Source organism: Myroides sp. LJL115 (genome assembly GCF_054871665.1).
In genome coordinates this window covers 55,071-69,034 of record NZ_JBTXLS010000012.1, presented here as the reverse complement: position 1 = coordinate 69,034, position 13,964 = coordinate 55,071, and the positions used below count along the sequence as shown (strand labels likewise).

General features: G+C 34.3%; 9 protein-coding genes. 1 reads left to right on the top strand and 8 read right to left on the bottom strand.

What is annotated here, in order from left to right; genetic code table 11:
* From ACYSNX_RS04920 to ACYSNX_RS04905, 4 genes are all read right to left on the bottom strand, one after another.
* Window positions 1-919 (bottom strand): transposase (locus ACYSNX_RS04920; protein ID WP_461753572.1); only part of this gene is annotated, 919 nt, incomplete at its 3' end.
* Between the two features lie 180 nt (window positions 920-1,099).
* A complete protein-coding gene (locus ACYSNX_RS04915) occupies window positions 1,100-2,134 on the bottom strand; it encodes a PLP-dependent cysteine synthase family protein (protein WP_461753571.1) in 1,035 nt (344 codons plus the stop codon).
* Between the two features lie 66 nt (window positions 2,135-2,200).
* A complete protein-coding gene (locus ACYSNX_RS04910; RefSeq protein WP_461753570.1) occupies window positions 2,201-4,261 on the bottom strand; it encodes a S9 family peptidase in 2,061 nt (686 codons plus the stop codon).
* A 119-nt stretch (window positions 4,262-4,380) separates the two neighbouring features.
* Complete coding sequence (locus ACYSNX_RS04905; protein WP_461753569.1) at window positions 4,381-4,920, bottom strand: NADPH-dependent FMN reductase; 540 nt, start codon at window positions 4,918-4,920, stop codon at window positions 4,381-4,383.
* 292 nt (window positions 4,921-5,212) lie between these two features.
* Here ACYSNX_RS04905 and ACYSNX_RS04900 point away from each other — a divergent pair, with 292 nt between their 5' ends.
* Window positions 5,213-5,539: a YbaB/EbfC family nucleoid-associated protein gene (locus tag ACYSNX_RS04900; protein ID WP_461753568.1), complete on the top strand. Its 327-nt coding sequence runs from the start codon at window positions 5,213-5,215 to the stop codon at window positions 5,537-5,539.
* 248 nt (window positions 5,540-5,787) lie between these two features.
* Here ACYSNX_RS04900 and ACYSNX_RS04895 read toward each other — a convergent pair whose 3' ends face one another.
* The 4 genes from ACYSNX_RS04895 to ACYSNX_RS04880 are packed head-to-tail and all read right to left on the bottom strand — an operon-like array spanning window position 5,788 to window position 13,806.
* Window positions 5,788-7,281, bottom strand: a complete 1,494-nt coding sequence (locus ACYSNX_RS04895) for a calcineurin-like phosphoesterase C-terminal domain-containing protein (protein ID WP_461753567.1) — start codon at window positions 7,279-7,281, stop codon at window positions 5,788-5,790.
* 5 nt (window positions 7,282-7,286) lie between these two features.
* The gene (locus ACYSNX_RS04890; RefSeq protein ID WP_461753566.1) at window positions 7,287-9,083 is read right to left on the bottom strand and encodes an alkaline phosphatase; all 1,797 of its coding nucleotides are present in this window, start codon (window positions 9,081-9,083) and stop codon (window positions 7,287-7,289) included.
* A gap of 44 nt (window positions 9,084-9,127) precedes the next feature.
* Window positions 9,128-10,717, bottom strand: a complete 1,590-nt coding sequence (locus ACYSNX_RS04885; RefSeq protein ID WP_461753565.1) for a RagB/SusD family nutrient uptake outer membrane protein — start codon at window positions 10,715-10,717, stop codon at window positions 9,128-9,130.
* Between the two features lie 14 nt (window positions 10,718-10,731).
* Complete coding sequence (locus ACYSNX_RS04880; RefSeq protein WP_461753564.1) at window positions 10,732-13,806, bottom strand: SusC/RagA family TonB-linked outer membrane protein; 3,075 nt, start codon at window positions 13,804-13,806, stop codon at window positions 10,732-10,734.
* Between the last annotated feature and the right edge of the window lie 158 nt (window positions 13,807-13,964).

The window sequence follows — 13,964 nt, the reverse complement described above, 5'->3', positions numbered from 1 at the left end:
CTCCTATTATAGTGTCAACTGGCATACCATTATCTATACTATCCTCCACTAAAGTTGGCAATATTGGTCCATCTCCTTTTTCTCCTGAAGTAACTACAGCACTTGTTATGATACGCTCTTTACTCATGGCAATATGAGTCTTGTAGCCAAAGAATTTTGTATCCTCTGATTTATGTCCAATACGGGCATCTCTATCTTTGGATAAAGTATAGCGTTCTTGGATATCTTCTAGAGTTTCCTCTAGCATTTCGAACTTCTCTTGTACTTTAGGGTAGCCAAGAAAACCAGAGTTTTGCTTTAGAAAAGCAACTAAAGCTTTGCTATAGGCTAGTTCATGGTCTAAGTCGTTATCTTCATTCTTTACAGGCAGCTTGCTTTTAATAGACTCCTCTACATCATAAAGGGCTTTGCGAAGCTGACGGCTTCTCATCTTTAAAGCTTCAGTAGCAGAAAACGGATTAGATCTACTTGCTGTATGTGTGGCATCTACGATAATGGCCTTGGATTTTATTATCTCTTTAGAGATTGCTAATCGAACTGTTTCAGCGATAAGTAGCTTTAATAAATCGGTATCCGATAATCTTAGTTTTCTAAACTTAGTAAGTGTGCTAGGGTTGATAACATCGTCCTCAGGAGCCATATCTAAGAAGTATTTGAAAGACATATCAAAGCGAGAGCGCTCGACTACAGCTGCATCAGAGATATCGTATATGTTTTTTAATAAAAGATATTTAAATAGTTTAATAGGTGACTCAGCTGTTCGCCCATTAGTTAGGCAGTACTTATTTATTAGTTCATCGTGAACAAAAGAAAAGTCTACTAGATCATTAATTTTACGCAGGATATTATCCTTAGGGATAATTAAATCATATAAGCTAGCGTAAGGACTTAAGGACAAAGATTGCTGAGATGGTAACATAGAAAACCTGTGAATTTTAAAAAACAGGTAAATATAAACAGAAAGAGGTAAACTATAAAAGCGATTGCTTTTAATAGTTTACCTCTTTACTTTAAGCTTCTATTTTAAAAAGGGACTTTTTCAGTGCCCTCGATTTCTCAATAGCTTTTTTTATTTGTATTAAAGAACAAAACGTATTTTTTACTTAATATAGTGAATTGGATTAGCAGACTCTTGACCTTCTAAAAAACCCTGTTCATTCATCCATTGTTCGCTATAAATTTTACTCATATAACGAGATCCGTGATCTGGGAACAATACCACTACTACACTGTCTTTATCAAATTCTCCTTGCTCAGCATATTGTCTAGTAGCTTGCAAAGCTGCCCCTGAGGTATACCCTAAGAACAATCCTTCTTTAGCGGCTAATTCTCTAGCGGCTAAGGCTGCGTCTTTATCCGTTACTTTAATAAACTTATCAATCACAGTAAAATCAGTTGCCGTAGGAATTAAATTCTTACCTAGACCTTCGATTTTATAAGGGTGAATTTCATTTGGATCCACTTCCCCTGTTTCATGATACTTCTTTAAAACAGACCCGTAAGCATCTACTCCTAAGATTTGAATAGCTGGATTCATTTCCTTTAAGTATTGTGCTGTACCTGAGATAGTACCACCTGTACCTGAACAACAAACAAAATGAGTGATCTTACCTCCTGTTTGCTCCCAAATTTCTGGTCCAGTTGAATTATAATGAGCTGCTGTGTTTAATTCATTAAAATATTGATTTATATAAATCGAACCTGGTAATTCTTTATGTACTCTTTTAGCTACTTCATAATAAGATCTTGGATCATCCGCAGCTACATTAGCAGGACAAACATATACAGTTGCCCCCATAGCTCGTAACATATCTATCTTATCCGGAGAAGACTTATCACTTACCGATAAAACACATTTATACCCTTTGATTGCACTTACCATAGCAATACTAAATCCAGTGTTACCTGAAGTAGTTTCTACAATAGTGTCACCTGGCTTTAAAATACCTTTTTTCTCAGCTGCTTCAATAATGTGTAAAGCAATTCTATCCTTAGCCGAATGTCCTGCATTAAACGCCTCCACTTTTGCAAAGAAGTTCCCTTCTAAATTTTGTGTTACTCTATCTAATTTAACAAGCGGTGTGTTTCCTACTAATGATAATATATTATCAAAAGCTTGGATTTCCTTTTTCATATATATGGTATTATTTATCAGAGTTTATAAAACTCTTATTATTTACTAGCAAATTTACAAAATTTATTATTTTGTTATTCCCTCTAAAGCAAACATAAATGCAAATTCCTTAGCAACTTCCTTTAAAGCCTCAAATCTTCCCGAAGCTCCTCCATGACCTGCTTGCATATTAGTATCTAAGAACAACTGCTTATCGTTGGTTTTTAATTCTCTTAATTTTGCCACCCACTTCGCAGGCTCCCAATATTGCACTTGAGAATCGTGTAATCCCGTTGATACATACATATGAGGGTAATCCTGACAAGTAACATTATCATAAGGAGAATACCCAAGCATATAATCATAATACTCTTTATTGTTTGGATTTCCCCATTCATCATACTCTCCTGTAGTTAATGGAATAGTATCATCTAACATAGTAGTTACTACATCCACAAAAGGCACTTGAGCTATAATCCCACGGTATAAACTTCCTGCCTGGTTTGCTATTACCCCCATTAACATACCTCCAGCAGAACCTCCTTGAGCATATAGTTTTTCAGAATTAGTATATTTTTGATCGATTAGAAACTCTGAGCAAGCAATAAAATCATTAAAAGTATTTTTCTTGTGTAATAACTTACCATCTTCATACCAAGCTCTACCCATTTCTTCTCCTCCTCTAACATGAGCAATAGCATAAATAAATCCTCTATCTAAAAGACTCAAACGAGTAGTAGAGAAATATGGTTCCATAGAATATCCATAAGATCCATAAGCATATAATAAAGTAGGATTATCTCCTTGTCTTTGCATGCCTTTTCTATATACTAAGGAGATAGGTACCTTTACCCCATCTTTAGCCGTAGCCCAAAGGCGTTCTTCTATATAATTATCTTTATCAAAATCCCCTATTACCTCTTGCTCTTTTTGTATGTTTTTTTCTTTAGTATCCATATCAAAATCAATTATAGAAGCAGGAGTAGCTAAACTTTGGTAACCATATCGTAGAATAGTAGTATCAAAATCAATATTCACCCCTGTATAAGCATCATAAGTTTGACTCTCAAAAGGCAAATAATAACTAGGTAGGTTAGCATCCCATGGTTGTATCTTAATTTGAGGTAACCCATCAAAACGCTCGCTTACCACCAAGTATTTCTTAAATAACTCTATACCTTCTAACAAAACATCTTCTCTATGAGCAATAACAGTGGTCCAGTTCTCTAAAGTAGTCTGTTCTATAGGAGTTCTCATTAATTGAAAGTTCTCTGCATGATCAAAGTTGGTAAGAATATAGAAATGCTCGCCAAAATGTGAAATACTATATTCTAATCCATGGGTTCTTTCTTGAAATACTCTAAACTCTCCATCGGGATTATCCGCCTCTAGAATTTGGTATTCCGTAGTTAGGGTACTATGACTTCCAATAACTAAAAAACGATGCGACTTTTCTTTACCAATAAAAGTATCGAAAGTATCATCCGTTTCATGATACACTAAAGTATCCTTTGCAATATCACTAGACAATTTATGTTTAAAGATCTTATCTGCTCTTAGAGTTTCTGGATCTTTTCTAGAATAAAATAAAGTTTTGTTATCTGAGGCCCAAGTAGAGTTTCCTGTTGTATTAGAAATACAATAATCTAAAACTTCATTGGTTTGTAAATTCTTAATATGCAAACTATACTCTCTTCTAGAAACAGTATCTATAGCAAAGGCTACCCAATTATTATCCTCAGAAACGTTGATACCTTTTAAATTAAAATAGGCATGCCCCTTAGCCATTTCATTACAGTCGAAAAGAATTTCTTCCTCACTGTCTAAACTTCCTTTTTTACGAGAATAAATAGGGTAATCTTGCCCTTGTTCAAAGCGAGTAATATAATAATAGCCATTATAAAAATAAGGAACCGAACTATCTTGTTCCTTAATGCGGCTTTTCATCTCTTCAAACAAGCTTTCTTGAAAACCAAGGGTATCTTTGGTTTTCTCTTGGTAATAGCGATTTTCTTGTTCTAAATAGTCTATTACCTCTGGATTTTCTCTATCGTTTAACCAATAGTAATTATCTATTCTAATGTCCTTATGAGCTTTCAATTCCACAGGAATCTTCTTAGCCAAAGGCGCCTTTATATCTTTTTGCATGATGTAGTATTAAAGCTGCAAAAATACGCTTTTTGTTTGTCAAACAAACCTTTTAAGATTGGCTTAATTCAATTATTATCCTTGTACCAAGCCACAAAAAAGGGAGAATAAAAAACAATCTATTTTAAAACCTCCTGTCTAAAACGATCTACTATGGTCAAAAAATCATGTTTTATCACCTCATTAGTCATACCTTTTTGCTCATCAAAATTCTCGCTGTATTGCCCTAGACTATAATGCTGTAAAATAACAGCGCCAAATTCAGGAAATACCCTTAGAGAAACATCCATAGCATTTTGCCCTCCTCTTCTTCCCTCAGAAGTACTAAGTAAAAGCATATCTTTATTTTGAAATACTTTTAATTCCTTTCTTGAGCACCAATCAAATAGGTTTTTAAAGGCCGCTGTCCAGTTGCGATTATGCTCAGCCATTGAGCAAACAATAGCATCACATTGTGCAATCTCTTCTAAAAAACGTAAAGCTCCCTCGGGGTAGGATATTTTTTCTTGATCTTCTGAGAAAAGCTCACATGGAAAATCATTTAAATCCAAAAGCTTCACTTGAAAATCATCCTCTAATAGAGATAGTGTATACTTCACTAGAGACTTATTAATACTCTTTGAGGAAGTACTTGCTGCAAATCCAATAATCTTTTTCATCTTTAATCCATTTTTAAATTAATTTAAAACTCCTTGCAACTCCAAAAACAATTCTTTTAATAATGCCTTTATTATTACTTACATAAAAGAAAGAATTATAGAACTTATGTATTAAAATTACGTAATTATAATAAATCTTCCTATTTAATTAGATAAATATTATTCTACATAAAGTATAATAATCCCGGAAAACACAGAAATTAAAAAGAAGTTTTTCACGATGTATAAAGGGAGAGTAAAACTTCAAAAGTTTTTAATATTTTTGCTCTATTAACAAATAAAACATACAACTATGTTCGGAGACTTAATGGGAATGATGGGTAAATTAAAAGAAACCCAAGAGAAAATAGAGCAAACTAAAAAGAGATTAGATACGGTTTTAATTGATCAACAAAGTTCAGATGAACTATTAAAAGTAACAGTTACTGCTAATAGAGAAATTCGCAGCCTTGATATAAATGAAGAATTATTACAAGACAAAGAGCAATTAGAAGATTACTTAATTACTGTTTTAAATCGCGCAATCTCTCAAGCCGATAAAATCAACGAAGCAGAATTGGCTGCAGCAGCTAAAGATGGTATGCCTAATATCCCAGGAATGGATTTATTTGGTAAATAATAGTATCCTTTTTGCATTTTACCTAAAAGAAAAAATAAAAGGGGCTATCTCATAAAGGTTACCTAGCTGTCATTCAGGAGTAAATTATTAGGTATAATTTATATTTCAGATAAAATAATTGAATTATACTAAGTAAAGCACGATATTTATTAAGTAAAAAAGGGGCTGTCTTCAATTGTGAGACAACCCCTTTATTTCACAACACTTTAATAAGTCTATTTTATTGTAGAATAACTATAGACAAAAGACTATTTTTTCTCATATACGCTAACACTTTGGTGATTTAAACTCAATCGGGGATTTTTAGCCCTTATATACACAATATACTTTCCTTTTTCTAAATCTTCTGGAATTTCATATCGCCATAAATGATTACTTTTCACAGAGGTATTATTAACTTTAGCACTCTTTAAAGAACTAAACCTACCGGCTTGCTCTAGTAGAGATAATCCTTGGTAAAAAGGGTCTACCCCTTGATAATATTCCATTGGATGCCACTTTTGACCATCTAAACTAACTTCAACTAAAGTGTTCTGGTCCCCAGCAAACACATTTGCATAGACATACTGGTCATTTAATTGATTTTTTAAAGTATCCCATTGCCTTTGCTGAGGAGTCCAAATATGCATTTGATCTTTGTGATCCTGTCCGGAAACTTTATAGGATAATGCTGTTTTACCTTCTAAATCTTGTTTGATTGTCCAATATCCTTTTCTAGTTCCATCGTACATAAGAGCAAAGGGAATGCCTTGTAAATCATGAGGTCCTTGCCACCAAGATCCACATAAGGCACCAGCTACTAATTGATGTACCGGGGCTAAGTCCTGCCTTGGATAATAACGATGATACTGGGTATGGGTATGTCCACTTGCAAAAAACACCTCCTCAAATCCCGAGACCATAGCTAGTAACTCATGCTTATCTTCCATAAACTCCAAAGGTATATGCATCATTATTTTCAAAGTTTTTACCCTAGGTCCATAATGTGTTAAAACACTCTGTAAGAATTCTTTTTGAACTTGGTCTAATGCTCCTACGTAGTTGTTATTATTTGTAGGTAGAATATTGTTTAGTACAACAAAAAGCTCCTGTGCATATTCAAAAGCGTAATAAGAAGGTCCAAACACTTTAGCAAAACTCTCATCCCTTTGCAAAAGAGGTTTGTCAAAATCAATATCATGATTTCCAATAACATAATAAACTGGAGACCCAACTAAAGCCAAACTTTGCCCAAGAGAATCAAAAATATCTAAATTATCAAAAGACAAATCCCCCAAAGGAAAAATTAAACTAGGCTTTTGCTCTATTAATTCTTTGACAACTAAATGTTCAATATGAAAAATATCATCCGATACATCTACTTGTAAATCACCTAATAAAGCAATTTCATAGCTGCTTTGGTCTTGCTTATATAGAGGAAAATCATACGTAGATATATCTTGTATTTGCTTAAAGTCAATATAAAACTGAGCTACATTATAGGTATTATACTGGCTAGAATACCCCTTTGGCTGAACTACAAATACAGTTCTACCTTGTATTTTATCTATTTGATAGAAACCATTTTTATCACTTTGAACAATTTGTTGGCCATTGCTAATAACTACTCCTTCTAAAGTAGGTTCTCCCAGTTGCCATATTCCATCATTGTTTAAATCCTCAAACACTACTCCACTTACTTTGGTTTGAGCTACCAGGTATAAAGGCAGTAAAACAATACAAAAATGTATAAAAGACTTCATCTTTTTTATTTGTTATTTAATTGTAGTAATTCGATGATTTTATGATACACTTGAGTATTTTCATATACTCCTTGAAAAACAGAGGAATGCGGCCCATAGGCAAAAATAGGTACCATGCTTCCAGTATGGTCATTGGTAATAAAATCCCCTTGAATAAAACCGCTTTGAACATCTCCTTGTGGAATAGCAAAGCCACCTGTTTCATGATCTGCTGTAACAACCACTAGAGTGTGTCCATCTTTATCGGCAAATTGTAAGGCTTGCGCTATGGCTTTATCAAAATCAATACCTTCGGTAATAATTCCAGCGGTATTATTAAAATGTCCATAGGTATCTATCTTTGCACCTTCCACCATTAAAAAGAATCCTTCCCCTTTATTGTTTAAAAAATCCAGTGCTTCACTTGTAGCTTGAGCCAAGATATCCCCTCGTCCATCTTTCACTCCTTTGAGTCCTCCATCACTTAAAAACACTCCTACTTTATCCTTTTGGACAGAAGCTAAATCGCCTATTTTGGGTAAAATAGTAAAAGAAGAAGCTATATCTACTTTATCAAAATGTTTGGCTCCACCTCCAATAAATAAACTTAGTTCACTTTCTACTAAATCACTGGCAATTAACTCACTGTAATCCCTATCTCTTTGATGTGCGTAAAAAGCTGAAGGTGTAGCTCCTACTATTTCATCTGTGGTAACAATTCCAGTTAGAAAATTATCTTTGGAAAGTCTTTGGGTGATGTTTTGTAATGGCTTCATGTCCTGGGACATCCCAATGGAGCGATTAAAGGTCTTCTCTCCAGTAGCTAATGCTGTTCCAGCTGCAGCTGAATCGGTAGTAAAGTCGTCGGAAGCTTGGGTTTTAATAAGGCCAATACTTTTTAATTGTAATAAAGTTAAATCCCCCCCATTAGCCATTGCCGCAGCAGATATTTGGCTTAAACCATTGCCATCTCCTATAAGTAAAATAACTTTATTGATATAAGTCGAGGCATTATCACTTTGAAAGGTAGGGATATACACCTTACTTTTAACTATATTATTTTCAAACACATAGCCCTGTAAATGATCAAAAAACTCCTTAACTTGAAAAGGAGAATCTGTATTGATTACATCAATTCCCATATCGTAAAAGGCTTTCCATGCAGTCTTGCCATCTGGTGTACCCCAGAAGCGGATTTTTTTTCCTTTTTGATGGACTTGATCAATGATTTCTTGAAGTTCTTGCTTTTGTTCCTCCACAATTCTTCCTTTTCCATTCCATGAGCTATAAGAGGAAAAAGGTAAACTTACCATGGCTATTCTATCGATTATTCGAGGGTCTTGTGGAAAGTCTAAACTTTGGTGATCAATTTTTATATAGGAAGGTGCCTTTAGTAAAGCATCCATAGAAGGCTTTGCTCCTGAGATAACAAAACTAAGATCATTGGCATAAATAATCTCCTGGTATTTTTCTAATTCCCTTACTAATGCGTCCATACTTGAGTTGGGAGAATTTTTAAAATCAATTAAAAACTGTACCCCTTTTAAGTGATCTTTGTATATATCTACCGACTTGGCTAACGGCTCTAAATACAGACTTTCTAAGGTGCGATTACTACTTATACTTTCCTTTTCATGGGCTACAAAAAGAGAATTATCCCTATAGACAATATCTACTTCTATACTCTTTAAGCCATTGCCTAAAGCATAATAAAAGGGAACTTCTTGCTTATAATCGTTGTGGGAATGAAGTAAAACGCTTTTTTGTTGTCCACTAGCATGTAGCGCAAAAACAAGGGATAAACACAATATAATTTTTCTCATGAATAACATTTTTAAAACAATAACTACTTTTTTAAAGTGAAGTATTACCAACCTATATTTTGGCTAATACCCGAGGATAAAACTGCCGAATTTGGGATAGGCCATACATGCATATAAGAAGGATCAAAATTTCTACTCTCCCATATCTGCTGTATTTCAAAATCTGAATCAGGATTTGATCTATCCTTGTGAATCCTTCCATATAAGGGTTGAGCATAGGTGCTTTGAGCATCTCCCCAACGAACTAAATCAAAATGTCTGTTTGCAAACTCTCCGGCTAATTCTGATCTTCTTTCTTGCTTTAAATCTTTTAAAACAGCTGATGTAATAGCGGGTAATCCGGCTCTTTGCCTTACCTGATTTATAGCCTGATCACCATTTTGTCCCAACATAATTTGAGCCTCTGCTTTCATTAATAAAACCTCTGCATACCTCATCAAAGGAACATTGTAGGTTGTAGTGGGTTTATCTCCATTAGTATTGATATATGTGCCTAAAGCATTAGGGTAAGAATACTCATACATGTATTTATTGAATTGTAAACCAGATAAAGAGTTTTCTGATTGATATCTTTTTTGCTCTCCGAAATAAGTAAACTCATCTCCAAAAACTAATAGAGTAACACCTAAGCGGGCATCTCCAGGTTCAAAAGAAGCATATAAATCCTGAGTAGGAGTAAAATATCCCCAACCATTGTAACTTCCCCAACCTTTGTTTTCTAAGAAACATCCTGGTAAAATACTACCACCCTCTATACCAGAATTTACTGACCAAATATATTCTTGAGTCCAATTGTTCTCGTTACTATGCAACATGCGATAATCTAAAGAAGGGTTTCCTGTTTGAATTAAATCTCTACCCGAGCCTGACTCTGCTACAGCATCACAGTACTTTATTACCTCCTGATAGCGGCTCTGATCATATTGAGCCCAATAAAGATTCGTTTTTGCTAAATACCCTAAAGCAGCGTCTTTGTGTGCTCTTCCATAATCCTCTGTAGAATAGCTTGTGAACAGAGGTAGCAATTCGGCAGCTAAGGTTAAGTCCTCTACAATATGTTTGTAATTCTCAATGACACTTTTAGGCCTTGAAAAACTACCAGCAGGCTCACTCATGTTTTGCTCTGTTACAATTGGTACTCCCCCATTAACTTCATTGTCCCCATAAGTATGAGCTAACCAAAAATAATGGAATCCTCTCATAAAATAAGCCTCTCCTAATATCCTATTTTTAAGTTGATCAGGTATATCCATTTGGGGCACATTTAAAATAATGTCATTTGCTCTTCGTATAACTTTATAGCAATCCTGGTAAATACTTCCAACATAACTCTCATCTCCTGTCATATTGAAATTTTTAATATTATCTGCTGTTGCATTTAACCTCCCAGTTACCATATCATCAGAGGCATTAATAAACCAAAAAAAGCCCCTTCCAAATAACTCATTGGCATCCATTAGCTTATACAAGCTATTCGATGCTTCAATAGCATCTTGTTGTGTCTTAAAAAAATTCTCATAAGAAGTACTTCCTTGAGGGTTTAATTCTGTGAAATCGGAACTGCAAGAACCAAGTGTTAAACAAGCTCCAATCCCTAATAGAGCAATGCTTTTTAATATATATTGTTTATTCATGATATTTTAAATTTTTAAAAATTAAATAATAATCCTCCTGTAAAAGTTCTTGAAACTGGATATTTTGCTACATCCAAACCAATTCCTCCAACTTCAGGATCAATTCCTTTATAACCAGTAATGGTAAATAGATTCTCTGCTGAAACAAACAAGCGCAAAGAAGATCCTTTAACTACCTTATTTAAAAACTCTTCTGGTAGAGTATATCCTATCGTTATATTTTTTAATCTCAAATAAGAGGCATCCTCTAAATACCAACTTGAAGCTGTTCCAAAGTTTTGATTATCATCCTTAGTAGATAGTCTTGGAATACTTGTATCGGTATTGGTAGGTGACCATGAATTAAGAACCTGTCTATCTAGGTTATATCCTTGTTGAGAAGCATTATATGCCGTGAATTTATAACCGTTAAATACCTTTATATCTCCTACTCCTTGGAAGAATAAATTAATATCAAAGTTTTTATATTCTGCACTTAATCCAAAGCTATAGGTAATCTTAGGAACATATGCTTGCATAAATTCTTTATCTTGATTATCAATCTTCCCATCATTATTAGTATCAGCAAACATAAAGTCGCCTGGCTTTGCGTTAGGCTGTATTAACTCTCCATTACTATTGACATGAGAATTGATTTGCTCTTGGTTTTGGAAAATACCTAAATAAGGAACTAGGTAAGTAGAGTATAAAGAGCGACCAACAACAGAACGATAAGGAGAAAGAGTACTTCTAACATTATCCCCATGACTAATAAAATTAATACCACTTTGATTATAACCATTAAGATTAACTAACTCATTGGATAAAAAGCTTGTTGCCCCATATATTTTATATTGAAAACCTTGTTGTCCAATATTTCCATAATAACTTAATGATAATTCAACCCCTTTGTTTAAAACCTCTCCACCATTAACATCGGCAGCAATAGTTCCATGATGCGCATCCTCTAAACCTGGTAGAATCATATCCTTAGTACGTTTTTGGAAATAATCAGCAACTAAATTCAATTTACCTTGAAAAAAGGCAGCATCTATCCCTATATTCCAGCTCTCAGAGGTTTCCCATTTTAAATTAGGGTTACTTTGTCTATTTACATAAGTTCCTTTACCGCTTAAAGTTCCATCCTGACCTAAAATAACATCTGTAGTACTTAAAGGCACATCAAAAGAATAATACCCTACAGAGTTAACATTTCCTATTTGTCCCCATGAACCTCTTAACTTTAATTCGCTAATGATCCCAACATTAAAGAAATCCTCTTGAGATATTCTCCATCCTAATGAGGCAGATGGGAAAATTTGCGATTGATTTTCTCTAGCTAAACGAGAGGTTTTATCCCTACGTATACTAGCGGACATAAAATACTTATCATCATAATCATATATTACCCTACCCAAAATGGAGTTTAAAGCCTCTTGCCATACCTGGGTAACAGGTTTTCTAATAATAGAAGCATTACCCATATACTGATTAAAACCTTCTTCACTACTAAATCCCTCCCCTTGCTGTGAATAATAATTATAATTGGTTTTCTGAGCCGAATAAATAGCCGTTAGATTAAAATGGTGCTTTTTAATGCTCTTATCATAGGTTATTTGATTATCCCAAATCCAATGATTTTTATTGTAAGTAGACTCCAACAAGTAATTGGTTAAGTTGGTACGTCCTAACTCAGGTGCTTTAGGTGTAAACTTCTTAAATTTATTATTTGTAAAATCATAACTATAAGAACTCCTAAAGGTTAAACCATCCAAAATATCATAATTTAAGTAAGCATTTGCTGTAATAAAATTAGTAGGATTACTTTGAGTTGGGCGAAGTAATAAAGCCACTGGATTATATACATCCCCATAAGCTCCTGCGAAAGCAGCTAATTCATGAGGAACTACACCTGAGAATGCTCCGTCTTTATCGTAAACACTAGCCGAAGAAGGCATGTATAAAGCATTTATAATACTACCCGAGTAAGAACTTGTAGTATTAGTTCCTAAAGAATTAGTGTTTGAATAATAAACATTTTGTCCAACACTAACTTTATCTGAAAGTTTATAATCTGTTTTTACACGAAAACTATATCGTTCAGAAAATGTTCCCACTAAAGTACCTTCTCTTTTATTGTAACCAAAAGAGGTGAAATAATTAGCTTTATCATTAGCACCAGAAATACTTGCATCAACATTGTTAACTGCTGCTGTTCTAAAAATTTCCTTCATCCAATTAGTCCTAGTAACACTACCATAAGGGTTTGCTAGTGGATCGTGAGCAGATTGTCTTGGAGCACCAGCATTATCAGCAGCCGTATTATAAGCCCAAGATTGTCCACTTGCATCCAAAGGAGTAGGCAAATTACTAGCTCTTGAAACACCACTATACATATTAAGTGACACTCTTGGATCACCCTTAACTCCCTTTTTTGTCGTAATTACAATTACCCCTGAAGCCGCTTGTGCCCCATAAATAGCCGCAGCTGCAGCGTCTTTTAAAATAGATACTGAGGCAATTTCATTGGGATTAATTGCTGGTCCATAATAAGGCACTCCATCTACAACTGTCAAAGGTTGTTCATCGGCTAAAGATCCTGTACCACGAATAATAACTTTACTACTCTCCGAAGGGTCACCTCCTTGACTCATCACAGTAACCCCTGCTACTTGTCCTTGCAAAAAATCATTTAAATTAGATACCGGTCTAGAGGATATTTGATCTACATCTTCTAAGGTAGAAATGGAAGTAGTTACGTCTTTTTTCTTTGAACTTCCATAACCTATTAGCACCACTTCATCTAATAGATTTTGTTCACTTACCATTTCAATCAAAACATCTTGTCCTGATTTATAGGGTACAGTAGTTTTATTCATCCCCATATACTCCACACTCAAAAAACCTTCCTCTTGTTGTAGTTCAATAATAAAATTACCATCTATATCCGTATTTGCCCAGGTAGAGTAATTTTCATTAGCAACCACTGTTGCAAAAGATACTGGACTTTGGTCTTCTATAGCAATGACCTTTCCCTTTATAGTTACTTGTGCACTTATAGAGGATATACAACCAATGGTGATTACCCAAAAAAGTAAAAATTGTTTCATTGTTTTTAGTGTTTTTATTTTGCAGCCAAAGTACTAGGCAAACACATATTCACGGGGTAATTTTCTTTCATTCAAGAGGAGTAATAATTCAAAATACGGTGTTTTTCTTATCAAAACAGAGGACTTTTATTGCAACAACATTAGCTTAACACTAAGCT